At 70.2% G+C, this 24888-nt stretch carries 23 protein-coding genes and 1 tRNA gene; 13 read left to right on the top strand and 11 right to left on the bottom strand.

Annotated elements, in window-relative coordinates:
- Nucleotides 1–170 precede the first annotated feature (170 nt).
- Together K8625_RS09030 and K8625_RS09025 are read left to right on the top strand one after the other, a co-directional pair.
- Nucleotides 171–470, top strand: coding sequence for a hypothetical protein (locus tag K8625_RS09030; RefSeq protein ID WP_223749322.1), 300 nt, complete (start codon nucleotides 171–173; stop codon nucleotides 468–470).
- Between the two features lie 57 nt (nucleotides 471–527).
- Complete coding sequence (locus K8625_RS09025) at nucleotides 528–827, top strand: hypothetical protein (RefSeq protein WP_223749321.1); 300 nt, start codon at nucleotides 528–530, stop codon at nucleotides 825–827.
- 55 nt (nucleotides 828–882) lie between these two features.
- On the opposite strand, the gene K8625_RS09020 is transcribed toward K8625_RS09025, so the two are convergent.
- Nucleotides 883–2964 (bottom strand): methyl-accepting chemotaxis protein, encoded by a 2082-nt coding sequence (locus K8625_RS09020; RefSeq protein ID WP_370640387.1) that lies wholly within the window; start codon nucleotides 2962–2964, stop codon nucleotides 883–885.
- A 492-nt stretch (nucleotides 2965–3456) separates the two neighbouring features.
- Between K8625_RS09020 and K8625_RS09015 the strand changes: the two genes are divergently transcribed.
- Complete coding sequence (locus tag K8625_RS09015) at nucleotides 3457–4005, top strand: ECF-type sigma factor (RefSeq protein ID WP_223782432.1); 549 nt, start codon at nucleotides 3457–3459, stop codon at nucleotides 4003–4005.
- Between the two features lie 3 nt (nucleotides 4006–4008).
- Here K8625_RS09015 and K8625_RS09010 read toward each other — a convergent pair whose 3' ends face one another.
- A complete protein-coding gene (locus tag K8625_RS09010; RefSeq protein ID WP_223782431.1) occupies nucleotides 4009–4272 on the bottom strand; it encodes a hypothetical protein in 264 nt (87 codons plus the stop codon).
- On the bottom strand, nucleotides 4269–5411 hold the full coding sequence (locus tag K8625_RS09005; RefSeq protein WP_223782430.1) for a hypothetical protein: 1143 nt from the start codon (nucleotides 5409–5411) through the stop codon (nucleotides 4269–4271). Before K8625_RS09005 ends, K8625_RS09010 begins: the two co-directional genes overlap by 4 nt.
- A gap of 319 nt (nucleotides 5412–5730) precedes the next feature.
- Between K8625_RS09005 and K8625_RS09000 the strand changes: the two genes are divergently transcribed.
- The 5 genes from K8625_RS09000 to K8625_RS08980 all read left to right on the top strand — a co-directional run bounded on the left by K8625_RS09000 (nucleotide 5731) and on the right by K8625_RS08980 (nucleotide 11369).
- Nucleotides 5731–5913, top strand: coding sequence for a hypothetical protein (locus tag K8625_RS09000; RefSeq protein ID WP_223749317.1), 183 nt, complete (start codon nucleotides 5731–5733; stop codon nucleotides 5911–5913).
- 22 nt (nucleotides 5914–5935) lie between these two features.
- On the top strand, nucleotides 5936–7741 hold the full coding sequence (locus K8625_RS08995; protein ID WP_223782429.1) for an acyl-CoA dehydrogenase: 1806 nt from the start codon (nucleotides 5936–5938) through the stop codon (nucleotides 7739–7741).
- Between the two features lie 119 nt (nucleotides 7742–7860).
- The gene (locus K8625_RS08990) at nucleotides 7861–8676 is read left to right on the top strand and encodes a hypothetical protein (RefSeq protein ID WP_223782428.1); all 816 of its coding nucleotides are present in this window, start codon (nucleotides 7861–7863) and stop codon (nucleotides 8674–8676) included.
- A gap of 450 nt (nucleotides 8677–9126) precedes the next feature.
- Nucleotides 9127–9696, top strand: a complete 570-nt coding sequence (locus K8625_RS08985) for a hypothetical protein (protein WP_223782427.1) — start codon at nucleotides 9127–9129, stop codon at nucleotides 9694–9696.
- Nucleotides 9697–10118: 422 nt separating this feature from the next.
- Entirely contained in the window at nucleotides 10119–11369 is a 1251-nt protein-coding gene (locus K8625_RS08980; RefSeq protein WP_223782426.1) for a DUF1615 family protein, read from the top strand.
- A 57-nt stretch (nucleotides 11370–11426) separates the two neighbouring features.
- Here K8625_RS08980 and K8625_RS08975 read toward each other — a convergent pair whose 3' ends face one another.
- The 4 genes from K8625_RS08975 to K8625_RS08960 form a co-directional block, all read right to left on the bottom strand.
- Nucleotides 11427–13112, bottom strand: coding sequence for a hypothetical protein (locus K8625_RS08975; RefSeq protein ID WP_223782425.1), 1686 nt, complete (start codon nucleotides 13110–13112; stop codon nucleotides 11427–11429).
- A 240-nt stretch (nucleotides 13113–13352) separates the two neighbouring features.
- On the bottom strand, nucleotides 13353–14825 hold the full coding sequence (locus K8625_RS08970) for a pitrilysin family protein (RefSeq protein WP_223782424.1): 1473 nt from the start codon (nucleotides 14823–14825) through the stop codon (nucleotides 13353–13355).
- Nucleotides 14822–16228, bottom strand: a complete 1407-nt coding sequence (locus tag K8625_RS08965) for a pitrilysin family protein (RefSeq protein WP_223782423.1) — start codon at nucleotides 16226–16228, stop codon at nucleotides 14822–14824. The genes K8625_RS08970 and K8625_RS08965 overlap by 4 nt, the downstream gene beginning before the upstream one ends.
- Nucleotides 16229–16327: 99 nt before the next feature.
- Nucleotides 16328–16873: a hypothetical protein gene (locus tag K8625_RS08960; RefSeq protein WP_223782422.1), complete on the bottom strand. Its 546-nt coding sequence runs from the start codon at nucleotides 16871–16873 to the stop codon at nucleotides 16328–16330.
- Between the two features lie 138 nt (nucleotides 16874–17011).
- On the opposite strand from K8625_RS08960, the gene K8625_RS08955 reads away from it, so the two are divergent.
- The gene (locus tag K8625_RS08955) at nucleotides 17012–17533 is read left to right on the top strand and encodes a hypothetical protein (protein ID WP_223782421.1); all 522 of its coding nucleotides are present in this window, start codon (nucleotides 17012–17014) and stop codon (nucleotides 17531–17533) included.
- 36 nt (nucleotides 17534–17569) lie between these two features.
- On the opposite strand, the gene K8625_RS08950 is transcribed toward K8625_RS08955, so the two are convergent.
- Nucleotides 17570–17642 (bottom strand) — tRNA-Phe (locus K8625_RS08950).
- 87 nt (nucleotides 17643–17729) lie between these two features.
- Nucleotides 17730–18524 carry a sigma-70 family RNA polymerase sigma factor gene (locus tag K8625_RS08945; protein ID WP_223749307.1) on the bottom strand — a complete coding sequence of 265 codons (795 nt, stop codon included), beginning with the start codon at nucleotides 18522–18524 and terminating at the stop codon, nucleotides 17730–17732.
- A 120-nt stretch (nucleotides 18525–18644) separates the two neighbouring features.
- Here K8625_RS08945 and nhaR point away from each other — a divergent pair, with 120 nt between their 5' ends.
- Nucleotides 18645–19544 (top strand): transcriptional activator NhaR, encoded by a 900-nt coding sequence (gene nhaR, locus K8625_RS08940; protein WP_046710904.1) that lies wholly within the window; start codon nucleotides 18645–18647, stop codon nucleotides 19542–19544.
- Nucleotides 19545–19551: 7 nt separating this feature from the next.
- Here nhaR and K8625_RS08935 read toward each other — a convergent pair whose 3' ends face one another.
- A complete protein-coding gene (locus K8625_RS08935; protein WP_223782420.1) occupies nucleotides 19552–21141 on the bottom strand; it encodes an amidohydrolase in 1590 nt (529 codons plus the stop codon).
- Between the two features lie 611 nt (nucleotides 21142–21752).
- Between K8625_RS08935 and K8625_RS08930 the strand changes: the two genes are divergently transcribed.
- The 3 genes from K8625_RS08930 to K8625_RS08920 are packed head-to-tail and all read left to right on the top strand — an operon-like array spanning nucleotide 21753 to nucleotide 24392.
- Nucleotides 21753–22178, top strand: a complete 426-nt coding sequence (locus K8625_RS08930; protein ID WP_223749305.1) for a hypothetical protein — start codon at nucleotides 21753–21755, stop codon at nucleotides 22176–22178.
- A gap of 19 nt (nucleotides 22179–22197) precedes the next feature.
- The gene (locus K8625_RS08925; protein WP_267698185.1) at nucleotides 22198–23556 is read left to right on the top strand and encodes a nodulation protein NfeD; all 1359 of its coding nucleotides are present in this window, start codon (nucleotides 22198–22200) and stop codon (nucleotides 23554–23556) included.
- Complete coding sequence (locus K8625_RS08920; RefSeq protein WP_223749303.1) at nucleotides 23553–24392, top strand: slipin family protein; 840 nt, start codon at nucleotides 23553–23555, stop codon at nucleotides 24390–24392. Before K8625_RS08925 ends, K8625_RS08920 begins: the two co-directional genes overlap by 4 nt.
- Here the strand turns inward: K8625_RS08920 and K8625_RS08915 are convergent.
- Entirely contained in the window at nucleotides 24389–24871 is a 483-nt protein-coding gene (locus K8625_RS08915; protein WP_223749302.1) for a DUF2721 domain-containing protein, read from the bottom strand. The genes K8625_RS08920 and K8625_RS08915 overlap by 4 nt on opposite strands.
- Nucleotides 24872–24888: the final 17 nt, after the last annotated feature.

Genomic DNA, 24888 nt, shown 5'->3' with positions numbered 1-24888 from the left:
CGTGGCAAACACGCAAATGCGCCGGGAGCGAGGAGCCCCCCTTTCCCGCCCCGCGGCGCCATGGCCTCGGCACCGGGTGACGCACCCGGCCACGGCGCCCGCCTCACGGCCCTGGCCGCGTGTCAGCCCTTCGGGCGAGGCTGTGCCTCCTCACGCAAAGGGAGCACGCAATGAACCTTCGGAAGCGAAGTGGAGTTGTCGTGGTGGCCTTCTTCCTGACGGCCTGTGGTCCGGACTCCGATGCCGGGAGTCCCCAGGCCCGGGACACGTCCACTCACCAGCGCATCTCGGACCCGTGGACGTGTGACCCCGCGGACTGGTGCCGGGTCGACTCACACACCCTCGACTGCCCTCCCGGCGCCCCCGAGACGGTCGCCTACGCCTGGCCCACCCAGGGGGGTGGATTCTGCACCCAGCGCTTCGCGTGTGGCCCCTTCCACCCGCTCTGCGCCGGCCCCATCGAGCCGTAAGCCGGATGGCATCCGTCATGGAATAGCATCTGTTCCTCACCCCTCAAGGAGCACGACATGCATCCACGCAACTTCCTGGGAGTCATGCTGACGGCCGCGGTCCTCACGGGCTGTGGAGTCGCTCACGACGGCGAGGAGCAGGTCCAGGACGGGACGTCCCGGAGCGCCAGCGACGTCTGCGACGGCACGACGGCCTGGGAGTACTACTACTACGCGGACCCCTCGATGAGCGGTGAGCCCACCGGCGTGGTCATCTGCAAGTGCCGCGGCGTCATCCAGACCTGGGGCGACACCACGCCCACGCCCTATTACTACTACTGGAGTGGCCTGTGCGGCGGCGGTGAAGCCGCCCACTGAGGCCGCGTCCTCCCTCTCGTCCACGCCGCGAGGAGCGTGGACGAGACGCACTCCCTCAGCTGCCCAGCGTGCCGGACTCGAGCGCCTTGCGCGCCGAGCCGGCCATGCTCTGCGCCAGCGTCTGCACCGAGCGCGTCACGTTGCGCGTCTCCTCGACGACCCGCAGCGTCTGCTGCATCTGCTCCGACATGTCCTGGATGGCCACGGCGATCTGCGACGTGCCCGCGTCCTGCTGTGACACGGCCGCCGAGATCTGCCGCACGCTGTTGCTCGTGTCGCCGATGATGCCCGCGAGCTTGCGCAGCTGCGTGCCGGAGACGCGCACCGCCTCCACGCTCACCCGGACGCGCTGCTCGCCCTGCTCGCTCATCTTCGCCGCCTCGCGCATGCTGCTGCTCACACCCTCCAGCACCTCGCGGATGCGCTGGGTGGCCAGGATGGACTGGTCCGCGAGGCTGCGCACCTCGCGAGACACCACGCTGAAGCCCCGGCCGTGCTCGCCGCTGCGCGCCGCCTCGATGGCCGCGTTCACCGCGAGCATGTTGGACTGGTCCGCCAGGCCCTTCACCGTGTCGACGATGCCCGCGATCTCCCGCGTCCGCTCATCGAGCGCGAGGATGCGCCGCGCCATCTCCGACACCTCCTCGCGGATGGCCTCCAGGTTCGTCAGCGTCTTGTCCAGCGCCGCGCCGCCGTCGCGCCCCGCCTCCTCCGCGGCGACGATGGACTCGGCCAGCACACGCGCCTTGTCCGCCGTCACCAGCGAGCCCTGGCGAATCTCCTGCACCGTCTGCTCCAGCTCCTTGAGCGCCGTCGCCTGACGTCCGATGCCGTCCGTCTGCTCCTCGCTCGAGGTGCGCAGCTGCTGCGCCACCGTGGCCAGCTCCCCGGCGCCGGTGCCCATGCCCTCGGCCAGCTCGCGCACGTCCTTGCGCCGCGCCTCCAGCTGGCTCGCGTGCGACGACAGCGAGCGCACCACATGCGAGGAGCGCCGCGCCACGATTCCCACCAGCGACGCGGTGAAGGCGAGGAAGCCCCAGTGGATGAACATCCCCTCCATCTTCACCCAGCCCAACAGCGGCAGCATCGCCGCCACCAGGACCAGGGTGAGCACCCCCAGGCCCGCGCTGAAGATGCGCGCGTCGACGTTGCCCCGGAGCGCGGCCACCACCGCGACGATGACGTACGTCAGCAGGACCGGGATGGAGTACAGCATGAGCACCTGGAACAGCCGGCTCGCCGTCCCCAGGTCCACCATGGCCACCACGGCCTGCAGCGCGGCGAGCACCGTCACCGTCCACACCACCGCGCTGAACCAGCGCGCGCGCCCCTCCAGGATGCCCTCCTGGATGAACCAGCCCAGCCCCGGCAGCACGCAGTAGGCCGCGAGGAACGTGGCGCGCCACAGCGACAGCTCCACGCCCCACACCGCGCTCACCACCCCGCTCATGCCCACGAGCAGCACGCCCGCGCCGCCGGAGAACACGCCGAGCGCCAACAACATGCGCCGCTGCCGCCCCAGCAGCGACATGCCCAGCGCCACCTGCGCGATGACCAGCAGCAGGTTGCCGGTGACGAGACAGCCCAGCCCCGTGCGCACCACCCGCGCCAGCAGCTCGTGGCGAGGCCCCACCCGCGCGTGCTGGCTCACGCCCATGGCCGCCGTGCTGCTCTGGATGCGCAGCAGCACCCGCGAGCCCTGCGCGGAGGCGGGCAGCGGAATCAGCTGCGCCCAGATGGACTCGCGCACCTCGGTCCCCGACGGGTTCAGCTTCCCGTTCGCGTAGACACGCTGGCCGTCGACATAGACCTCGTACGCGTTGGTCACCGAGCCCAGCATCAGCGCGGGCTCACCCCATCCACCTCGAGGCACGGGGATGCTCACCCACAACATCGTGTGCGCTTCCCGACCCGGCGGGACCTTCAGCGCCTCCATCGACTTCCAGTCGACCTTGTCGGGCTCCTTCGCCCACGTGGGCACGCCGTCCGGCCCCAGCGGTGAGTCTCCCCAGTGATGGAGCCACCCGTCCTTCAACTCCATGACGCTCGCGGCGCGTGTCTGCGCCTGGGCCGCGGAGCTCCACGCCAGCACCAGCATCCAGCACAGCACCACCAGCCAACGCGTGGATTGCGACACGCGGTGACGCCCTCTGCAAACAGCAGGACCGCGACGCGAGACACGACACGACGACGACACGCGCTGCGAGACAGGAGACCAAGACATGTATGGCGATGCTCGTGTGTTCGAGACATCGCTGTAAACGGGTCCACCCCACCCCGCCCGTCTGCTCCTTCCCCGCGTGTGAGCAGGCTCGAGACGGACGTCGACACTTGGAACACTGCTCCACTGTCTTCATGGAACAAACTCGCGTCACGCGAGCCAATCACGAACAAACCGCGAGCTGTGTCATGCATGTATTCATGTCGACACGCTGTATCGGGGCGCCGGCCCCGAAGAGGCCCTCCGCCGAGCGGGTCAACGGTCCGGGCCGCCTCCCCACCTGCCCGGGTGGGATTGTTGCCCGGTGAGGGTTACTTCCGGCCGCTCAAGGATTTCCGGCTAATCCGTCGTTAAGAAGGAGCACGGAGATGGTTCCGGGGGCGGTCCAGGTAGGACCGAGGGGGATACATGAGCACGGCGGAGCTGGCGGAGTTGCTGGAAGGGGCGCGGGAAGAGGACTCGGGCGCTCGGGATGCGCTGATGGCGGCGGCCTGTCGGGAGCTCCAGTGGAGGCTCTCGCCGGAGGTGTCCGAGCTCACGCCCCAGTACCCCGTGCGGCTGGTGGAGGAGGCCTGGGCGCGGCTGTTCGCGGCGGGCGTCCCCCTGGAGTCCCGTCCCCGCTTCCTGTGCGCCGCGTCGCGCGCCATGCGCAAGGTCCTGGTGGACCGGGCCCGGGCGCCGCTCCTCCTGCGTCGCGCGGCGAGGCGCGAGCGGGTGAGCCTGCGTCACCTGGGAGACGAAGCGCCGGCGGGCGCCGAGCTGGAGGTGCTCCAGCTGGAGGAGGCCCTGTCGGAGCTGGAGTCCTTCCAGCCCCGGCTCGCGCGGCTGGTGGAGCTGCGCTACTTCGCGGGCCTGAGCCTGCCCGACACGGCCGGGGTGCTCGAGGTGTCCCAGGCGACGGCGCGCCGGGACTGGTCCTACGTGCGCGTCTGGCTGACCGAGCGCTTGAGCCACTGAGGCTCAGCGCCGCTTCGCCGAAGGCGGCCGGGGCAGCGCCGCGTCCGCGAGGCCCGCCAGGAGCAGGATGGGCGCCAGCAGCACGGCGCCGAACCACGTGAGCGCGTACAGGAGCCCGAAGACGAGCTCGGGCGCGCCCCCCACGCGGGTGCCCGACAGCACGCCGACATACTGCCGGCCTCCCGCCAGGTGCAGCAGCAGGAAGACGGCGACCCACACCAGCGCCATGAGGACCCTGGGCGCGCGCGACATCCGGGTGAGCATCATCGGTGGGCCTCCAGCGTTCGCGGTGACAGCGCTCGCCGCCACAGCGGACCTTGCGTCAGGGAGTACAGCAACACGGCATCGGCCAGCGGATTGCCCGCCGCGAAGCGCAGGCCGCCGTCCTCCAGGATGGGGAACGCGGCGAAGCGCAGGCTGGTGGACAGCCCCATGAGCAGCGCCTCGTCGCCGAAGGCCGAGGCCGCCACCAGCGCCAATCCGCTCGAGCCCGCGTTCGCGTTCACCAGCGGAATCGTGGGACCGGAGTCGATGTCGTCCGCGCGCGCATCCGCCGCGGGCCACTCCGCCGCCCAGGCGAAGCCCAGGCGCTCGCCGATGAGCAGCGCCCGGGCGCGCTCGAACTGCTCGCGCGCGAAGTCGGCATCGACCAGCTGGAGCATGTGCGCGGCGAGCCACAGCGATGAGCCCTCGGGTCCGTCCCGCGTCGCGCCCTCGTGGGTGAAGCTGGAGACGAGCAGCCCGGTGCGCGCGTCCAGCAGGTGCTCGCGCGCCGAGCGCACCCACCGCTCGCGCAGCGAGGCGTGGCTGCGGCCATCCACCGCGTCGGACAGGCGCAGCGCGGCGAGCGCCACGGTGTTGCAGAAGATCCAGCCCTCGTCGGGATAGCTCTCCGCCGAGAGCAGCGGGGCCCGCTCCAGCTGCGCGGCCATGCGGTCCACCCGCTCGCGCAGCGGCCACGCCCACGCCTCGCGCGGCTCCACCAGCTGCCGGGCCGCGAGCATCAACGCCACCTCGCCCTCGATGAAGAGGCTGCGCCCCGAGGCGTCCCTGAACGGCGCGGCGTGCACGTACGGCAGGAGGAACGTGTCCACCCCTCCCCGCTCGTCCTCCAGCGTGCGCGTGATGAGCGTGTCGACGACGGCCAGGTGCTCCGCCCTGCGCTCCGGCTCGTGGAGCGCCAGGTTCGCGAAGGCGAGCACGCAGAAGGTGCGCGCCATCAGGTCCCACTCCGGATTGGACCGACGCAGCACGTCGCGCTCGGGGCTTTCCGCCACCAGGGCCAGGGCCCGCTGCCGCGCGGCGAGCGCCGGCACCCAGTCCCGGGGATTGTCGGGACGAAACCCCAGTTGCAGGGAGGGAACCCACACCGCCATCGCCAGCAGCAGCAGGAGCATGCGTCGCATGCCCCGGGTTATCCGCCAGCGGACAGTGCCTCCGTGGACGACGCCGGTGAACGGTCAACGCGGACAGCTGAGCGGTCGTTCGAGGCCGGGGGCCGAGCGGACGGGCGCTCGGTCTCCGTGTCGTCCAGCCGGCGGCCGGCGAGGGGGCGAGCGCTCCCCACATGGCACGGACCGGAGGGCAGACCCAAGTTGAGGAGTCGTACGTGCAAGCAGCAGCGGGTGCCTCCCGGAGCAGGAGCGTGTCATGTGGAGCACAACATCTTCGAACTGGGATTCGGGCCCGGCGCGGCGACGCCTCCTGGGGCGCCTGCGTCGCCCCATGCGCCTGGAAGGCCTGGGTGAAGCGGCGATGACGTCCGGCCTGCTGGAGGTCCTGGGCGAGCGGCACCAGACGCCTCGCGGTCCCGGCAAGCGGTGGCGCCGTTCCGCACTGCGAACCCACGCGCCTCGCGACGACGACGAGGAGGCCGTGGACTTCGACGAGGCCATCGCCTCCTGGTAGCGCTCCTGCTAACAACGCGGGCATGAGCGCGCCCCGCCCCAATCCGCTGCTGTCGGACCGCGACGTGGACTTCCAGCTCGACGAGGTGATTCACGTCGAGCATCTCTGCACGCTTCCCGCCTTCGCCGAGCACTCGCGCGAGACCTTCGGCCTGCTGCTCGACAGCGCCCGCCGCTTCGCGCGCGAGGTGCTCTACCCCACGTACCGCACGCTGGATTTGGAGCCCCCGTCCTTCCAGGGCGGCCGCGTGAAGGTCCACCCGCTGATGCGCGAGCTGTACCCGCGGCTCGTCGAGCTGGGCATGCTCACCGCCACCCGGCCTCCGGACGTGGGCGGACAACAGCTTCCGATGACGGTGCACGCGCTGGCCAGCGCGTACCTCATGGCCGCCAACCTCAGCGCGTACGCGTACCTGGGGCTGACGCACGGCGCGGCCCACCTCTTGGAGGTCTTCGGCTCGCCGGAGGTGAAGCAGGCCTTCATGGAGCCGCTGTACCGGGGCGAGTGGACCGGCACCATGGCCCTCACCGAGCCGCAGGCGGGCAGCAGCCTCGCGGACGTGCGCACGCGCGCGACGCCCGCGGGGGACGGCACGTGGCGCATCCAGGGCTCCAAGATCTTCATCAGCGGCGGCGACCAGGACTTCACCGAGAACGTCGTGCACCTCACGCTCGCGCGCACCGAGGGCCCCGAGAGCGGCACGCGGGGCATCTCCCTGTTCGCGGTGCCGGCGCGGCGGCGCGAGGGCGACGCGTTGGTGGACAACGACGTCCGCGTGGCGGGCGTCATCCACAAGATTGGCTGGAAGGGCATCCCCAGCCTCGCGCTCAACTACGGCGAGGCGGGTGACTGTCGCGGCTGGATGGTGGGCCCGCCGGGCCGGGGGCTCGCGTGCATGTTCCAGATGATGAACGAGGCGCGCATCATGGTGGGCCTCAACGGCGTGGCCACCGCGTCGGCGGCGTACCACGAGGCGGTGGCGTACGCGCGCGAGCGGCCCCAGGGTCGGCCCGCCGGGGCGAAGGACGCCACCCGGCCGCAGTCGCCCATCATCGAGCACGCGGACGTGCGGCGCATGCTGCTGAGACAGAAGGCCATCGTGGAGGGCGGCCTGTCGCTGCTGGTGACGGCGGCGTACCAGGCGGACCTCGCGTCACACGCCGCGGACGAGGACACGCGCCGGAGCGCGGGGCTGCTGGTGGACCTGCTCACGCCGGTGGCGAAGAGCTTCCCGGCCGAGCGCGGCTTCGAGGCGAACGCGCTCGCGGTGCAGGTGCACGGCGGCTACGGCTACTCCAGCGAGTACCTGCCGGAGGCGTGGCTCCGGGACCAGAAGCTCAACAGCATCCACGAGGGCACCACGGGCATCCAGGGCCTCGACCTGCTCGGCCGCAAGGTGGTGGCGGGCGGCGGCGCGGCGCTGGCGACCTTCGCGCGGGAGGTGGGCCGCACGGTGGCGCGCGCGAAGACGGCGGGCGTGGACGCTGGGTGGGGTGACGCGCTCGAGCGGACGTGTGGCGAGGTGGCGGAGCTCGTCTCGGAGCTCGGCGCCAAGGGCATGGCGGGCGAGGTGGAGCTGATGCTGCGCCACAGCGCGGACTTCCTGGAGCTGTTCAGCATCCTCGCGGTGGCGTGGCGCTGGCTGGAGCAGGCCGCCGCGGCGAAGGAGGGCCTGGCGCGCGGCCAGGGCGACTCGGACTTCTACGAGGGGAAGCTCGCCGCCGCGCAGTACTGGTTCGCGGTGGAGCTGCCCCGCGTGCCCCTGCTCGTCGACTTGTGCCGCACCGGCGAGGACTCCTACGCCCGGATGCGCCCCGAGTGGTTCTGAACCCACCCCACTCGGGCTTCACACTCCGACGCCCGGCCGCCTGCTCGGAGTGTGTGAAACGACTGCTCGCTCGCTACGTTTCGGCTGCATTAATCGTTGGTGCTCGTAAGATGTGAAGGGTGTCTGTCTCTTTCCACCTCTGCCAGCCCGGTGGGGGCGCCTCGTGTGGCGCCTGCTGTGGCCTCTACAACTTCAGGGACCACTCGCGCGGGGCGCTGATGGAGCAGCTCGCGATGCAGACCGAGCGGCTGCGTCGGGTGCCGTACGAGGCGTCTGCCTGGAGCGCGGCGGCGAAGGAGCTGGTGGACGCGCGCCGAGCGGCGCCGATGTTCCCGGCGGTCAGGGTGTGTCCGCTGCTGGGGTTCCTGGACAAGGACCGCAAGCAGGTGGGGTGCCTGGGGCATCCGCTGACGACGGGTGGGACGGACCTGCGGGACTGCGGCGTGTATCGCGCGTCGGTGTGTGAAACGTTCACGTGTCCGTCGTTCGGGTGGCTGACGGATGGGCAGGCGCGCCTGGTCCAGGCGGCGTGCGCGGACTGGTATCTGTATGGGTTGGTCATCACGGATGTGGAGTACGTGCGTGGCTGCCTGCGGCTGTTGGAGTGGGAGCTGGGTGGACCGGCTCGGCCGGAGCAGATGGTGGAGCAGCCCGGGGTGCTCGCGGCGGTGCGGAAGTTGTTCGCGCTGAAGGAGACGGCGCCGCGCAGGGACTCGAAGGCGGGCGTCTTCGGTCGCTTCACGAAGGACACGGAGGGCGAGCCCGTGCCTCGAATGCTCGACTACATGAAGCTCGGTGTGCGCGCTTCGCCCGAGGACGACGTGGTGCTGTGTCTGGGCTACACGCCCGACAACGCCACGGACCTGATGGCGTCGCGCGAGCTGGTGCGAACCCACGTGAAGGCCGTGGCGCGCGCGATGGCGAGCCCTCGCTGAGCGACGTCGGGGCCGGACGCATCGAGGGCTGGCAGGCGAGCAGACGCCGTCAGGGACTGACGAGGGCACGGGCCCCCGGGCTGGTTGGCTGGAGCACGGCGTTTGCACGGACCTCCTCGCAGGTCACTCCGAATGAGAACGCGAGGTGCGCGGATGGGTAGTCGATGGGCGTGGGTGGGAATGTTGGGTCTCTGCGCGTGCGTCACGGGCTGTGCCGAGCGCCAGGGACACGAAGGTGGAAGGGCGGCTCGCGCCACGAGTGGACAGTCCGAGCAGGTCGAGTCTCCCGAGTTGGCGGGCCTCGTCGGGACTCCGACGGGTACTGAGCAGAACACCGGCACGAGCACGGTCGGCGACACGCGAGGCAACCCTGTAACGGGTACAGCCCCGGGCAACACCGCGGCGGGCTCGCGGACTCCTGGCACCGCGCAAGGCAACGCTGCCACGAGTGTGAGGAACACCGGCTCCGCGCAGGGCAACGCCGCGAGCACGGGCAATGCGACCACGGGCGCGCGGAACTCCGGCACCGCGCAGGGCAACGCCGTGAGCACGGGCACCGCCAGCACGGGCGCGCGGAACTCCGGCACCACGCAGGGCAACGCCGCGAGCACGGGCCCCGCGCAGGGCAACGCCACCGCGAGCACGGGGACCGGTGGCGCGGGTCGCATCATGATTGGCACCGAGGCGGTGCAGGCGAGCGAGGACGAGGACTGGTTCAAGGGAGCCGCGCGAGCGGCGCAGGCCGCGCTCCCCGAGGACACGTCGAACCGCTCCCTCGAGGACGTGGTCATCGCCTCCAGCGCCGTGAGCGGCCGGGTCAAGCGCGTGGGCCGCGACACCATCACCGTGCGAGACCGCGAGGGCAACGACTACGTGCTCACGCTCGACGAGCGCAGCCAGGGCATGCGCCAGGGCCGGCGCGTGTCGTTGCGTCAGCTCCAGGAGGGCACGCCGGTGCGAGCGGGGTTCGTCCTCATGGGAGGCCGCAGCGTCGCGCGCGACGTGCGCATCCGCCGCTGACAGGCAGTTGCTGACGAGAGCGACCGTCCACTTCTCGCCGAGCCGAGACGACGACCACGCCACGAGGACACGCCCGAGCCATCGGGATTCGTCGTCATGGAAGGCCGCGGTGCCCCGCGCGCCGCGCGCCCCCCACGGATAAGCAGGCGCAGACAATCACGCCACGAGGACACGCCCGAGCCATCGGGCTTCGCCATCCTGGAGTCGTCACCACGTCGCACGCGAGGTGCGACCCACCCGCGCTCCCGTGCGAACACATTCCGCCTCCTCCTGAGCCAAGGTAGGATGACGCCCCGAGTCACGGACTGAATGCCTCCGCGGTCCCGCCGTCGACGAGCACGGCGGCGGGAGGAAGTCGCCGTACGGGCTGTTCCACCGTCCGACATCGGTGGAGCGGTGTGCCGCATCTCGGAGGCGCGCGGATGGATGACCCAGGCCCAGGTGGAACCGGAACGCGACGCCGCGGAGCTCAGCGCGTCGCCTGGGCCCTGCTGTGTCTCGTCGCCGCCTGCGCCCCCCGAGGCGCGGGCACGCCCGAGCCCACCGTCCCGCCCCCTCCCAGGCTCTCCGTCCAGCAGGTCACCCGCCTCATCCCCACGCACGTGAAGGAGAAGGAGGGCTGGGCCCGCGACGTGCTCGCCGCGCTGGAGGCGGAGGACGTGCCGCCTTCTCCCGTCGCGGTGTGCTCCGTGCTCGCCATCATCGAGCAGGAGTCCGGCTACAAGGCGGACCCCGCCGTGCCGAACCTCTCGCGCATGGTGCGCGCGAAGCTGGAGGAGCACGCGGACACGCTGGGCCCGCTCGGTCACAAGGCCCTGGCCTCCGTGCTCTCCGGCAAGGCGCCCGGCCAGAAGCGCACGTTCGACGAGCGGCTGCGCGCCGTGCAGACCGAGCGGGACCTCGACAAGCTCTTCCGCGACATGCTCGCGTTCTACGAGGCCGAGTACCCCACCACTTACGCCACGATGAACCTGGCCAGCGCCCTGTTCTCCTCGCGGCGACTGGAGGACTTGAACCCCGTCACCACCGCGGGCTCCATGCAGGTGAGCGTCCGCTACGCGGTGGAGAAGGCGGGCGAGGACGCGGACCCGGTGAAGGTGCGCGACGCGCTGTACACCCGCGCGGGCGGCGTGCGCTACGGCACCGCGAGACTGCTCGGCTTCGAGGCCGCCTACCCCCAGCCCCTCTTCCGCTTCGCGGACTACAACGCCGGGGTCTACGCCTCGCGCAACGCCGCGCTCCAGGCCCAGGTCAGCCAGCTCACCGGCGTGTCGCTGGTGCTCGACGGAGACCTCCAGCTCTACGACAAGAACGGCGAGCCCAAGAGCCAGGACAGCAAGTCGCTGACGGCGCTGCTCACCTTCCGTCGCACGCTCGCCCCGGACCTCAGCGAGCGTCAGGTCCGCCGCGACGTGAAGAAGGAGAAGGAGGAGTCCTTCGAGTCCACGGAGACCTTCCGCGCGGTGAAGCGCGTCTTCGCGAACCAGACGGGCCAGTCCCCCGTCTACGCGCAGCTGCCGCAGGTGACGCTCCAGAGCCCGAAGCTGAAGGGCGAGCGCACCACGGCCTGGTTCGCCCGCTCCGTCGACGCGCGCTTCCAGAAGTGCCAGGGCCGCTACCGCGACTCGACGAAGCCGCCACCTCGCGCCCGGGACATCCAGGGCGCGAAGTGACCCGTCCACCGGGAGCCCCATGCACGCAGGGCTCCCGGCGTGCTCACCCGCCGCGCGTCACGGCGTGGTGAAGTACGAACTCGTGGTGGCGAACGAGCGATACGGCAGTCGATCCAACGTCCGGAAGGGGTAGGTGTGGATGTTGGAGTTCGGGCTGTCGATGGCGCTCACCGTGGCGATGTAGCTGGTCGCGGGCTCCAGGGTATCCGGTGGCAGGCGCACCTGGGTGACGGAGCCGGGCATGTAGAGCACCCGCCAGGTGAACACGAAGCCGAAGTCCGGATCGAACCGCTGGATGCTGACGCGATAGGCGCTGGGCGTGCCGACCAGCGGCGGCGTCCACGCGAGCACCGGGCTGACGGTCCCCACCCTGCGCGGAATCGTGGCGGACACACCATCGATGGTGAAGGCGAGCGGAGGCGACAGCTTGGGCACCAGGGGCCCGGCGATGAGATTGTCGACCGCGTCCCACTCCGTATAGCCCCCGGTGATGCTGCCCAGCCGGCCCGAGCCATCCGGCATGCGCTCCTGGTTGCGGAACGAATAGGACACCACGCCGATGACGCCCCAGTTCGACGGATAGGGATTGCCGAACCGCAGACGCGCCGTGAGGTCATACGCGGTGCCACGCGGCAGGCTCAGGCTGAGCAGCTCTCCGGTATAGCCAATCCACCCCTCCTGCAATCCGTGAGGACCGGGCACCAGGTCCAGCCGCGGTATCCCCGGCTGCGCATTGGGGTGGACCTGCGAGGCGAAGCGCGCGAAGTCAGGCAGCCGCCACTCGATGGGGAACTCCCGCATCCGCGCCGGCTGGAGCAGCCCGGTGACAGGCATGGGCGTGAAGCCATCCGGCAGGAAGTCGAAGGCCCCCACCTGCGCGGAGCGCTCCACGGCGGTGTAGGCCAGCGGCCGTCCATCCGGCAGGGAGCCCGCGCTGAACTCGCTGAGCTGGTTGACGTAGAGCCGGTCTCCCTTGTCCGCCTCGAAGACCGGCAGGTTGCCCAGGCCCGAGTCCATCACGGCGTTGGACGTGACGATGGACGTCGCGCCATCCGGGATGAAGTCGAAGACGCTCGCGGTGGAGTACAGGTCCACCTGCGACGAGGTGAGCTGGAGGCTGGAGCCGGGCTGCGTGCCGCTCTCCCAGTTCTGCCATGGCGCCAGGTTCAGCAGGTTGACCTGGAGCGGCGAGGACGACACGTCCACGTATTGCGCGTCGGAGCGGCCCAGGCGGTTGCGGCCGACGTCCACGTATCTCGAGTTCGTGACGAGGAAGGTTGACCCCGTGCGCACGTAGTACGGCCCCTGGCGGATGCCGGTGAACCTCCAGCCGCCCTCCGGGCCCGGCGAGCCCTGATGGAGCTCGAACGTCGAGCCGGTGGGCACGAGGATTTCGGGCGGATTGGCGGACAGGTCCTCCTGGCGCTCGGCGATGCCGACAGAGGTGTGGAAGCGGGTGGTGCTCATCACCTGGACCACGCCCCAGGGCACTCCCGCGTCAGCCGAGGGCACGCCCCCGTCGACGGAGGGCACGCCGCCATCCGTGGGCACGCCGCCATCCGGCTCGCAGCCCTCGGCGATGGGCTCCCCCATCCACGTCCCATCCCCGGTCGAGTCCGTGTCCGTATCGACGGAAGCCAGCCCGGCGCCGAGTCCGCTCGACTCGGGCGCACCACTTCCACATCCCGCCAGCCACGCGACGCACGTCGCGCCCAGCAGGAAAGACCATCGCGGCGATTTCATGAGAGCCCCCTTCGGAAGAAAGCCCCGGCACGCTAGCCGAGGCCCTCCAGCCGGCCCAGGGGGCGCTCGCGATGAATCACATCCAGCAAGCATCCGTGCGAGGTTTGCGCAATCCAGGCCCGTCAGGTGTTGCGGGCCATTTCCTCGCAAGGATGTCTGTCCATGGGCCGGACGCACCGCGCCCCCCGGCGCCGACGTGGTGTCGGCGGACCCGGAGGGCGCGATGGGACCGCCTGGGATTCAGAGCTTGGCGGGCGCGGCCGCCGGGGCGAAGCGCTTGTCGGAGATCTTCATCTCCGTGACGGGGCCGTACTTGCGGGCCATCTCCCGGATGGCGGAGGCCTTGCCGATGAAGACGAAGGTCAGGTTCTCCGGCGCGGGCAGCGTGCGCTGGAGGACGGCGCCCACGGACTCGCGGGTGGCGGCGGACACGGCGGTGGCGAAGCCATCCACGTCGCTCGCGTCCAGGTTGTAGAAGGCCAGCTCCGACAGCTTGTTGGCCACCTGGCCGCCCGTCTCCAGCCGGGGCGGGAACTGGCCCAGCACGTAGGACTTGGCGGACGCGAGCATGGCGTCATCCATGCCCGTCTTGCGGTAGCGGCTGTACACCTCCAGCGCCATGTCGATGGCCTTGTCCGTCTTCTCCGTCTGGGTGAAGGAGAAGATGGCGAAGGTGCCCGGGTGGGCGCTCGGAGCGAAGTAGGCGCGGGCGCCGTAGGTGAGGCCGGACTTCACGCGCAGCTCGGTGTTGAGCAGCGAGGTGAAGCGTCCGCCGAGCACCGTCTCCACCAGGTTGGCGGTGACGCGGTCCGCGTCGTTGCGCGCGATGCCCGTGTTGCCGATGGTGAAGTAGGTCTGCGTGGCGTCGGGCTTGTCGACGAGCAGGACGCGGCGGCCCTGGGAGACGGTGGTGGCGGGCACCTGGGGCGCGGGGCTCGCCGCCTTGGCCCAACCACCGAGCGCGGCCTCCAGCTTCGCCGCGAGCGCCTTGCTGTCGAAGTCACCGACGACGGAGAGGATGAGCCTGTCACCGCCGAGCTGGTTCTTGGCGTAGGCGAGCACGTCCTCGCGGCTGAGCGTGGGCAGCGAGGCCTCGGTGCCGCCCACGGGGGTGCCGTAGGGGTGGCCTGAGAACTGGTACGCCTCGAAGTAGGTGTTGATGAGGCCGCGCGGGTCACCGTCCTTGGCGGCGGTGATTTCGGAGGCCATGCGCTCGCGCGTCTTCTCCAGCTCATCCTGGGCGAAGCGCGGGCGGGTGAGCAGGTCCGCGAGCAGCTCCACCATCAGCGCGCTGTCGCGGGACATGAACTGGCCGTTGACGACCAGGTTCTCCAGGTCGGCGCGGGTGTCGAGCATCGCGCCGACGCCGTCCACCGCCTCGGCGAACTGGCGGGCATCGCGGGCGCCGGCGCCCTTCTGGAGCAGCTCCGCGGTGAGGGCGGCCAGGCCCTCCTTGCCGGACGGGTCGGCGAGCGCTCCGCCGCGCAGCCACGCGCTGAAGGCGATGAGGGGCACCTCCTTGCGCTCGACGAGGAGCAGCTTCGCGCCGTTCTTGAGCGTGACGGTGGTGGGCTTGGGCAGCTTGACGCCCTGGGTGGCGGCGGGCGCGGCGGTCGGGGTGGGCTTGGACGGCGCGGCGCCTTGGGCGGCGGCGGTGCCCGAGGAGAGCAGGACGGCGGCGAGGACCGTCTTCCAGGTGAGGGGGGCGATCATCGCGTGGCGTCCTTGCGAGCGGCGGGGGTGGCGACTTCGGCGGCGTCAGTGGGGACGAGCCAGCCGACGGTGCGGCGCTGGGTGACGAAGATGCGGGCGGCGACCTTGCGGACGTCCTCGCGGGTGACGCGCTCGTAGCGGGCGGGGGCGTCGAAGACCTTGCGGTAGTCGCCGCGGAAGACCTCGGAGGCGCCGAGCGTGTATGCGCGGCCGCTGATGGTCTCCAGCGAGCGCCAGTGGTTGGCGAGGGTGATGTTGCGCGCCTTGCGCAGCTCGGCCTCGGTGACGCCGTCCTTGGCGACGCGGGTGACCTCCTCGGTGAGGAGGGCCTCGGCGCGGGCGAGGTCGCCGCCGGCGGGCAGGTCCGCGGTGAGCCAGACGAGGCCGGGGTCGAAGCCGGGCGAGTACATGGTGCCGGCGCGGATGGCGACGCGCTCCTCCTCCACGAGGCGGCGGTGGAGCCGGGACGAGTCACCGTCTCCGAGGATGTTGAGCAGCAGGGTGAGGGCCTCGGCGTCCGCGTCGTTGCCGGCGATGCCGTGGTAGGCGAGCTGGAGCAGCGGCGACTGGGAGACCTTCTTCACGACGACGCGGCGCTCGCCTTGCTGTTCGGGCTCCTGGGTACGGACGGGCTCGGGGGCGGGCTGCGAGGGGATGGGCTCGAGGTACTTCTCGACGAGGGCGAAGATTTCGGCGGGGGTGACGGCGCCGGTGACGATGAGGGTGCCGTTGTTGGGGGCGTAGTAGGTTTTGAAGTAGCGCTGGAGGTCTTCGATGCGCCACGACTCGATGTCGGACGGCCAGCCGATGACGGGGAACTGGTAGGGGTGGGCGACGAAGGCGGTGGCCTGGACCTGTTCGGCGAGGGCGCCCATGTTGTTGTTGTCCACGCTGGAGCGGCGCTCCGAGTAGACGACGCCGCGCTCGGACTCGATGACCTTGGGGTCGAAGGACAGGTGTTGGAGCCGGTCGGCCTCGAGCTGGAAGATGATGTCGAGGGCGGAGCGGGGGAACCAGTCCTGGTAGACGGTGACGTCTTCGGAGGTGAAGGCGTTGTTGGAGCCGCCGTTGGCCTCCATGACGCGGTCGAACTCACCGGGGCCGAACTTCTTGGCGCCGTTGAACATCATGTGTTCGAAGAAGTGGGACAGGCCGGTGATGCCGGGGTACTCGTTGCGGCTGCCGACGCGGAACCAGTTGAAGAGGGCGACGTTGGGGATGTCGTGGTCCGGCCAGACGACGACCTTGAGGCCGTTCTTGAAGGTGCGCGTCTCGACGTTGGCGCCGAGCTTCTGGGAGGACGCGGCGGCGGGCTTGGGGGCCTTGGCCTGTGCCTGGGCGCCGGCGACAGGAGCCGCCAGCAGCGCCAGGCACGACGTCCAGAGGAGGGACTGACGGAACATCCGTGCTCCTGAGGTGGAGGAAGACGCCCGGGAACGGGCGGCGGGGCACGATATTCCGTTTTCGGGCGGGGGGCCTACCGAGCGGGGAGGATGACGCGCTCAGGCGCCGAGCACGCCGCGCAGCACGTCCTGGAAGTAGTTGATGCTTCCGACGTGCGTCTGGTGGTGCCTGGCGGACTGGTGCAGGCGGAGGACGACGGCCTCGAACTCGGCCTTGCTCACGTCGCGCAGGGACATGTAGAGGCGCGCGGCGCCCTGCAGGTACGAGAACAGGGGGTTGCGGTCCGTGCCATCCGGGCGGCGCGCGAGGTGGCGATAGAGCCGCTCGAACTCCTGGTCCGTCTCCGTGTTGCGCACGGCGCGGCAGTAGCCGGCGGCCGTGGCCTCGAGGAGCATGAAGAACGGGTGATACTCGGGAGGCGGAGTCTTGGTGAAGTCGGGGGGGACCTTGTCACCGGTCCACAGCTTGGAGATGGGCTGGAGCGTGACGTGCGCGAGCTTTTCGCCATCACGCACCAGGGCGAGGGAGCCCACGGGGACCACGTGCTTCTGGTCTGCGTCCCACTCCACGGCGACAAACAGCCGGTCCGGCGCATCCGCCTTCACGCCCGCCTTCTCCAGCTCCGCCACTGCGTTCGCGTCCATCTCGAGTCACTCCTCCGAGCCCTCTCTCTACCCTGCCCCAGGCGTCCTGTGCACCCGGCTTCGCACGAGGTCGTCTGCTCGCCGCCACCTCGCTCGACGATGGGCCCACCACGCCGCGCGGGATAACCTGCACACATCATGACGAGCCCACGCTTCCAGGGACCCGACTGGACGGCCGCACTCCATCATCTCGAGCACGGGCCGCTGTTCGCGTTCTCGGACTGGCCCGACCGCACCCTGCCGAGCATCGCCGCGGGCGTGTACTCCATCTGGAGAGACCAGCAGCTCGTCTACGTGGGAATGGCAGGCAGAGGTCCGCTCGTGGAAGAGCCCTCCTCCACCAAACCCAGGGGACTGGCGGACCGACTCAGGAGCCACGCCAGCGGACGGCGCAGCGGAGACAAGTTCTGTGTCTATGTTTGCGACCGGCTGGTGCTCCCCACCTTGTCACCCGAGGACATCCAGCAAGTCTCGAGCGGAGCCCTGTCACTGGATGAGCGGACCCAGGCGTTCATCCACGCGCACCTCGGCTACCGGTTCGTTCAGGTCCCGGACGGCGCCTCCGCCCTGAGCCTGGAGAACCAGGTGAAGGGTGGCGCCCTCTCCTGCGGCCCGCCCCTGCTCAATCCGCACACCCGCCGGAAAAACAAAGGGCCCTGAACCAGAGAGGTCCAGGGCCCTGAAGTCTTCAACGTGTGCCCAGGGGCGGAATCGAACCACCGACACGGGGATTTTCAGTCCCCTGCTCTACCGACTGAGCTACCTGGGCGTACGGGTCACCGCGAGAAGCCGCGCTCTCATATCGAGCCCGTCCCCAGGCCGTCAAGCACCCATTTGACGGCCCTTCACCTCCACGTCACGCCGCCCGCGGCATCGCCTCCGCGTCCCAGGTCGTCAGACTGGCCGTGAGCCTCTTCTTCAGCTTCGCCCTCAGCCCCTGCTCGATCTGCCGGATGCGCACCGCCGTCACCCCGAAGCGCTGGGCCAGGAACTCCGCGCTCACCCCCTCCTCCACCATCATCCGCTCCTCCACCAACGCCCGCTCCCGCGCGTCCAGCTCCGGCCAGGCCGCCTCCACGCTCGCCCGCAGCCTCGCCGCCCACTGCGCCCGGTCCACCGAGTCCTCCTGCGACTCGAAGTCCCCCTCCAACACCTCCAGCCGCGTCACGTCCCCGTCCTGCGTCACCGGCGCGTCCAGCGACAAATCGCGCGTCAGCGACTCCGCCGCCCGGGCCACGTCCTCCTCCTTCTTGCCCAGCGCGTCCGCCAGCCGCCGCACCACCTCCGGATGCCCCTCCCCCCACCGGGCCTCCAGCCGCGCCCGCTCCCGCCGCAGCTGGAACACCACCCAGGGCGCCCGCCCACCCGCCATGCTCCAGTTGCGCCCCACGTACGCCCGGATGCGCGCCCGAATCCACTGACTCGCGTACGCCCCGAACGGAACCCCCCGCTCCTCGAACCGCCCCGCCGCCTCCATCAACCCGACGTTGCCCTCCGCCACCAGCTCGTCCTGCGGCAGCCCCGTCCAGCGGTACTTCCATGCCAACCGCTCCACCAGATTCAGGTGCTCTCGTACCCGCGCCTCGACCACCGCGCCCGGCACCTCAAGCTCAGGGGACTCGCAGAACTCGCTCACCTTGATGGCTTCCATGGACCTCCTCCGGGTCATTCGCGGCGAACCAATCGCCGCGAACGCCCCAAGAGATAAGCCACCGCCATCCTTAAAAAAATTAGGTAGTTTGAACTGAATCCATAGGTTATTTCTAAGCTCATGAGCTGGCTCAACTACCACCATCTCCTGTATTTCTGGACGGTTGCGCGGGCGGGCAGCATCGCCAAGGCGGGCGAGGAATTGCATCTCGCCCAGCCGACCATCAGCAGCCAGCTCAAGCTGCTGGAGGAGTCGCTGGGCCACAAGCTCTTCGAGCGCCAGGGCCGCAAGCTGGTCCTCACGGACGTGGGCCGCACCGTGATGCGGTACGCGGACGAAATCTTCCGCCTGGGCAACGAGCTGAAGAACGTGGTCGCGGGCCTCCCCCCGGGTCAGCAGCTGCGGCTCAACGTGGGCATCCTCGACGTCATCCCGAAGCTGGTGGCCGAGCAGCTCCTCAAGCCCGCGCTCGAGGCGGGGCCCTCCTTGCGCATCATCTGCCGCGAGGGCCCGCTGCCCCAGCTGCTCGCCTCCCTGGCGCTGCATGAGCTGGACGTGGTGCTCGCCGATGCCCCCAGCTCCGAGCCGGTCAGCGTCCGCTCCTTCAATCACTTGCTGGGCAAGTGCGGTGTGTCCTTCTTCGCGGCCAACAACCTGCGCCACCTGAAGAAGGACTTCCCCCGCTCGCTCGACGGCGCGCCCGTGCTGCTCCCCTCGGACGAGTCCTCCGTGCGCCGCTCGCTGGACCTCTGGTTCGAGCGACAGAACCTGCGCCCGCTCATCGCCGGCGACTTCGACGACAGCGCGCTGCTCCAGGCCTTCGGGCAGAGCGGGCACGGCGTGTTCGCCATGCCCTCCGTCATCGAGTCGCAGATGGAGCGCGCCTTCAACTGCTCCGTCATCGGGCGCACCGACGAAATCGAGACCTGCTTCTACGCCATCACCGTCGAGCGACGCCTGCGCCACCCCGCCGTCGTCGCCATCGCCGAGGCGGCGCGCTCGCAGATCTTCAGCGTGTGAGCGGCAGTCACGGCGACTCGCGGAACACCTCCACGCCCGCCACCACCGTCGCGAGGACTCGCGCGTCCACCAGGCCCCTCGCGGCGCCCTCCACCGGGTCCACGGACAGGGCCACGAAGTCCGCGTCCTGTCCGGGCGCCAGTCGTCCGCGCCGTGCCTCCTCGAACGACGCCCACGCGGGGCCGAGCGTGAAGCCCTCCAGGGCCTCCTGTCCGGTCAGGACTTCTTCCGACCTCCAGCCGCCCTCGGGCCTGCCCGTGGCGTCCTGCCGAGTACGCGCCGCGTACAGGCCCGCCAGCACGTCCGGGTTCTCGATGGGGAAGTCGCTGCCCAGCGCGAGGTTCGCTCCCGCATCCTTCAGGCTGCGCCACGCGTAGGCTCCGCGCAGCCGCTCGCGGCCCAGCCGCGTCTCCGCCCAGGGCATGTCGCTGGTCGCATGCGTGGGTTGCACACTCGCCACGAGCTTCGCCGCGCCCAGGCGCGTGATGTCCTCGCGTCGGAGAATCTGCGCGTGCTCGACACGGTGTCGCAGCGCCTGCGTCCCCGTCGCCTCGGAGGCTCGCAGCAGCACGTCCACGACCAAGGTATTGGCACGGTCTCCAATGGCGTGGATGCAGACCTGGAAGCCCCTCGCCATGAACGCGCGCGTCCTCGCCTCCAGTTCCTCGGGGGACATCAACAACAGCCCGCGCTGGCCGGGCTCGTCGCTGTAGTCCTCGTGGAGCGCGGCGCCTCGGCTCCCCAACGCGCCATCCGCGAGGAACTTCACCGCGCGCATCGTCAGCATCCGCCCCTGCCAGGGACCCTGCTCCAGGTACGCGTGCCGCTCGTCGCCCTGCCCTGCCGCCATCGCGTAGACTCGCAGGGGCAGCGTGCCCTGTGCGTCCCATTGCTGGAGGACGCGGAAGGCCTCCAGGTCCATGCCCGCGTCGTGAATGCCTGTCAGGCCCACCCGGGCACAGCGCTCCAATGCCGCGCGCAGTCGCGTCTCGAGTTGGTCCTTCGTGGGCGGAGGCATCGCCGCGGCGACCACGTCCATCGCGTTGTCCACGAGCACTCCCGTGGGCGCTCCCCGCGCATCCCTCAAGATGCGGCCGCCTTCCGGGTCCTGGGTGTCTCGGGTGATGCCCGCGCGTCGGAGCGCCTCGCCGTTCACCCACGCCGCGTGGTGGTCCACTCGCGTGAGGAACACGGGCGTCGACGGGAAGCGTGCATCCAGCTCTTCGCGCCCTGGGAAGGCTCCGCCGGGCCACTCGTTCTGGTCCCAGCCACGTCCCAGCAACCAGTCTCCCTGGAAGCTGGAGGCGGGCCCCTGCGCCAGGCGACGCACCACCTCGTCCACCGAGGGCGCCTTCTCCAGGCGCACCGTGGTGAGGCTCCGGCCCAGCCCGTGGATGTGCGCGTGCGCATCCACCAGACCGGGGACCACCGTGGCGTCACCCAGGTCCACCTCTCGCGCGCCAGGAGCCGCGGCTCGCACGTCGTCCGGTGAGCCCACGGCCAGCACGCGGCCATCGCGCACGGCCAGGGCTCGGGCCCGTGGATGCTCGGCATCCAGTGTCCAGATTCGCTCCGCCAGATAGACCGTGGTCGCCACCGTGCGCCTCCGTGGGTGCTTGCCTGTGCCCGCGCACTGTGCGCGAGCCTCGGCGTGCTGTCACGGGCCGCATCCAGATGGCTCGGCACGGACGTCCCTCACGGAGGCATCCGTGCCGCTCGAATCATGATGGCTGCGTAAGACGAGGGTCCGCCATGCGCTCGCCGCTACGGCGTCTGCGTCGTGCCCGCGTCCGCCTCGGCGGGCATGGGCGTGGCGGGACCTGGCGGTTCGTTCGGCACCGTCTGCACAGGCTCTCTCACCTGATCGGGTCCCTGTATCGGCGCCTGCGTCTCAGTCCCGGGCGGCTGCGTGGTCTTACAGGCGAACGCTGCGGTGGCACCCAAGCCCAGGGCTGCGATGAGAACGACACGGCGCATGAATCCTCCTCGTCCAAGATGATGGGACTGCCTGTGGCGGCCCATGCCGCGCGAACCTCCTGAACCCAATCTGGGCATGACGCCGGGTCCCACCAGCCGTTGAGCGGCCTGGCAGGCGGGCGCCCGCTCACGATGCCGGATACCGGACATGCGGAGCGCCCTGGAGGAAGAGGCCGTCGGCCATGAGCACCGTTGTGTCGGGAGGGCCTCACCCCTGGGAGCTTCACGGCCATGCGGGATGTCGTCGATGCCGGCAAGCGAGCACCCGCCATTCATCGTGGCGTCGCGCTCGACGTGCTTCCGCGCCGCGCCGCGCTCCTGCGTGGAGGCCGCGCTGAGCCGCTGAGCGGAGTGCTTGGTGACAGCTACGTCGCGGCCATCCTGCGCGCCCTGGAGTCACGCGGCTCCGTCCATTGCCTCGAGACTGACTGGGAGGGTTTCCACGGTGATGGAGTGTCCGCTCTGCGCCTCGGCAACTTCCTCCTTCGGAGGTCGCGCGACATCGACCGGTGCGTCGAAGCCGCGTGGAGGCCGAGGTCGTGCGGCAACAGCACCGGCTCCGAGGCGGATTGGCGGCGGCGCAGCAACGTCTGTCCGCGACGGCTCGACGCCCCGCGGGGCGCCCTCCAGGGCTCGCTCCAGTTCCAGGAGGTGTGACGTGTGGCCCTCTCGTTCCATGGGAGCCTCGACACTCCAGCACACGCGGCGACTCGGAGCGATGGGGCTCCTGCTGTCACTGTCACTGGGGTTGCTCGCGGCGACACCGCCGACAGAGGTTCCTCACGACACGGTGGCTCGCTGTGAGCTGGATGGCGTGGTCGACTCCGGCTCGGGCGCATATCTGGTCGACTGCGTTCGGCGCGCGGAGCTGGGTGGGCACTCGGCGCTGCTGGTCCGATTGGATACGCCGGGTGGCTCGCTGGAGGCCACGCACGCCGTCGTGCGCGCCTTCCTGGGCTCGTCCGTGCCCGTGCTCGTCTGGGTGGGCCCTTCTGGTGCGCATGCGGGCAGCGCAGGTGTGTTCATCACCCTCGCCTCGAATGTGGCCTCCATGGCTCCGGGCACCCGAATCGGCGCCGCACATCCCGTGGTGGGACTCACCGGCGAGGACCCGGAGGCGGCGGGAGGCTCGCAGCTCGCGCGGAAGGTAGAGAACGACACCGTCGCCTTCGCGGAGAGCATCGCGAAGCAGCGCGGGCGCAATGCCTCCTGGGCCGCCTCCGCCGTGCGCGACAGCGTCGCCGTCAGCGCGGACCAGGCCCGTGAGCTGCGCGTGGTGGAGTACCTGTCCTCGAGTGAAGAGGGGTTCCTCGACCAGGTGCATGGACGCGCGGTCCAGGTGGCCAGCGGGGACACCGTGCACCTGGACACCCGCGATGCGCGGTTCGTGGAGCTGACGCCCGGTCTGTCACAGAGACTGGTCCATGCTCTCGCGCATCCCTCGCTCGTCTACCTGTTGTTCCTCATGGCCGCGCTCGGGCTCGTCGTCGAGCTGACCCATCCGGGCGGCATCGCTCCAGGGCTCCTCGGCGCGGTGGCGCTGGTGCTCGCGCTCATGGCGTCCTCCGCGCTGCCCGTTCGCACGGGGGCGCTGCTGCTGTTGCTGCTCGGCGTGGCGCTCATCGTCGCGGAGCTGTTCGTCACCAGTGGACTGCTCGGGGCCTCGGGCGTGGTGTTGTTGGGATTGGGTGGACTGTTCCTCGTGGACCGGTTCGACCCGGGCTGGTTCGTGGACCCGTCCTTCCGCGTGACGTGGGCCTGGTTGATTCCCACCACGCTGGTGCTCGCGGGGGCCACGGCCTACATCGCGTGGCGAGGCGCGCAGACGCGCAAGTTGCCGCAGCTCGGCGGTGACGCGGGGCTCGTCGGCGAGGAGGGCACCACGCTCTCGCCCACTTCGCCCGAGAACGGCGAGGTCTTCGTCCACGGTGAGCGCTGGCGCGCCACCTCTCCCAAGCCCCTCCGCCAGGGCACCCACGTGGTGGTCCGTCGTGTGGACGGGCTCACCCTCTTCGTCGACGAGGTGAAGCCATGACCGACGTATTCGGACTGCTCGGGTTCCTCATCCCCCTGGGCGCCGTCTTCCTGCTGTTCCTCTCCGGCGTGCGCATCGTCACCGAGTACCAGAACGGCGTGGTGTTCCGGCTGGGACGCTACGTGGGACTGAAGCGCGCGGGCTTCCGCTGGCTCATCCCCTTCGTGGAGCGCATGGTCATCATCGATCTGCGCACCGTGGCTCGGGACGTGCCGCCCCAGGACGTCATCACGCGGGACAACGTGAGCGTGAAGGTCAACGCCGTCGTCTACTTCCGCGTCATCCAGGCGGACAAGGCCGTGCTCCAGGTGGAGGACTATCTCTATGCCACCAGTCAGCTCGCGCAGACCACGCTGCGCGCGATCCTGGGGCAGGTGGAGCTGGACCAGTTGCTCACGGAGCGCGAGCGCATCAACCGCGAAATCCAGCAGGTGCTCGACTCGCACACGGACCCGTGGGGCATCAAGGTCTCCAACGTGGAGGTGAAGCACATCGACCTGCCGCTGGAGATGCAGCGCGCCATCGCGCGACAGGCCGAGGCGGAGCGCGAGCGCCGCGCGAAGATCATCGCCGCCGAGGGCGAGCATCAGGCCGCGGAGAAGCTCTCCATGGCGGCGGACGTGCTCAGCCGCAACCCGGCCACGCTCCAGCTTCGTTATCTCCAGACGCTGGTGGAGATCACGACGGGCGGAAACCACACCATCCTCCCCATCCCGCTCGACATCCTGCGCGCCGTCGGCGCCGCGGCGGCCCGGAGCGGCTTCGGCTCGCGTGACGACTCACGCCATGGACTCGATGACGATGAGGAGAGCCCTCCCGCGGGCGGACTCACCTAACTCGACCGCGGCCTGCGCTTGCTCCCGAAGAGCTCCTCGCGCTCCAGTTGGATGGCCAGCCGGCTCAGCCGCAGCGAGGCCAGCGCCAGCACCGCCACCGCGCCCAGGAGCAACACGCCCAACGCGAACGCCACCACCGGCAACGGCTCCGGGATGTCGAGCTGACGCTTCGTCAGATACAAGAGCGACGTCACCACGAACGACAACAGCGCCGTGTACGTGAGCGCGATGGCCCTCGCCAGGATCGCGTGCCGCCGGTCCAGGATGTCCACCTCCTGCCGCAACACCTCCCGCCGCGTGTGCCCCTCCGGCAACAGCCGCACCTCCCTCAACATCTCCCGCATCCGCGTCGTCATCCGCGCAATCTGATTGTCCAACCCCGTCGCCACGATGCCGCACGCCGACACCATCACCGCCGGCGTCACCGCCGTCCCAATCAACCGTATCGACGAGACGTCCAACCCTTCCGCACCGTTCATCCCCCCTCTGTTCCACC

Origin of the sequence: Myxococcus sp. AS-1-15, from assembly GCF_020037055.1 — a bacterium.
In the GTDB taxonomy this organism is placed as follows: domain Bacteria; phylum Myxococcota; class Myxococcia; order Myxococcales; family Myxococcaceae; genus Myxococcus; species Myxococcus fulvus.
Note: the sequence above shows the minus strand (reverse complement) of the source record. Positions and strands in the feature narration are given on the sequence as shown.

What these genes read in the sequence shown, in the direction of transcription:
- K8625_RS09030 (WP_223749322.1), top strand. Translation starts at nt 171, where the DNA reads ATGAACCTTCGGAAGCGAAGTGGAGTTGTCGTGGTGGCCTTCTTCCTG.
- K8625_RS09025 (WP_223749321.1), top strand. Translation starts at nt 528, where the DNA reads ATGCATCCACGCAACTTCCTGGGAGTCATGCTGACGGCCGCGGTCCTC.
- K8625_RS09015 (WP_223782432.1), top strand. Translation starts at nt 3,457, where the DNA reads ATGAGCACGGCGGAGCTGGCGGAGTTGCTGGAAGGGGCGCGGGAAGAG.
- K8625_RS09010 (WP_223782431.1), bottom strand. Translation starts at nt 4,272, where the DNA reads ATGATGCTCACCCGGATGTCGCGCGCGCCCAGGGTCCTCATGGCGCTG.
- K8625_RS09005 (WP_223782430.1), bottom strand. Translation starts at nt 5,411, where the DNA reads ATGCGACGCATGCTCCTGCTGCTGCTGGCGATGGCGGTGTGGGTTCCC.
- K8625_RS09000 (WP_223749317.1), top strand. Translation starts at nt 5,731, where the DNA reads ATGCGCCTGGAAGGCCTGGGTGAAGCGGCGATGACGTCCGGCCTGCTG.
- K8625_RS08995 (WP_223782429.1), top strand. Translation starts at nt 5,936, where the DNA reads ATGAGCGCGCCCCGCCCCAATCCGCTGCTGTCGGACCGCGACGTGGAC.
- K8625_RS08980 (WP_223782426.1), top strand. Translation starts at nt 10,119, where the DNA reads ATGGATGACCCAGGCCCAGGTGGAACCGGAACGCGACGCCGCGGAGCT.
- K8625_RS08975 (WP_223782425.1), bottom strand. Translation starts at nt 13,112, where the DNA reads ATGAAATCGCCGCGATGGTCTTTCCTGCTGGGCGCGACGTGCGTCGCG.
- K8625_RS08970 (WP_223782424.1), bottom strand. Translation starts at nt 14,825, where the DNA reads ATGATCGCCCCCCTCACCTGGAAGACGGTCCTCGCCGCCGTCCTGCTC.
- K8625_RS08965 (WP_223782423.1), bottom strand. Translation starts at nt 16,228, where the DNA reads ATGTTCCGTCAGTCCCTCCTCTGGACGTCGTGCCTGGCGCTGCTGGCG.
- K8625_RS08960 (WP_223782422.1), bottom strand. Translation starts at nt 16,873, where the DNA reads ATGGACGCGAACGCAGTGGCGGAGCTGGAGAAGGCGGGCGTGAAGGCG.
- K8625_RS08955 (WP_223782421.1), top strand. Translation starts at nt 17,012, where the DNA reads ATGACGAGCCCACGCTTCCAGGGACCCGACTGGACGGCCGCACTCCAT.
- K8625_RS08945 (WP_223749307.1), bottom strand. Translation starts at nt 18,524, where the DNA reads ATGGAAGCCATCAAGGTGAGCGAGTTCTGCGAGTCCCCTGAGCTTGAG.
- nhaR (WP_046710904.1), top strand. Translation starts at nt 18,645, where the DNA reads ATGAGCTGGCTCAACTACCACCATCTCCTGTATTTCTGGACGGTTGCG.
- K8625_RS08930 (WP_223749305.1), top strand. Translation starts at nt 21,753, where the DNA reads ATGCGGGATGTCGTCGATGCCGGCAAGCGAGCACCCGCCATTCATCGT.
- K8625_RS08925 (WP_267698185.1), top strand. Translation starts at nt 22,198, where the DNA reads ATGGGAGCCTCGACACTCCAGCACACGCGGCGACTCGGAGCGATGGGG.
- K8625_RS08920 (WP_223749303.1), top strand. Translation starts at nt 23,553, where the DNA reads ATGACCGACGTATTCGGACTGCTCGGGTTCCTCATCCCCCTGGGCGCC.
- K8625_RS08915 (WP_223749302.1), bottom strand. Translation starts at nt 24,871, where the DNA reads ATGAACGGTGCGGAAGGGTTGGACGTCTCGTCGATACGGTTGATTGGG.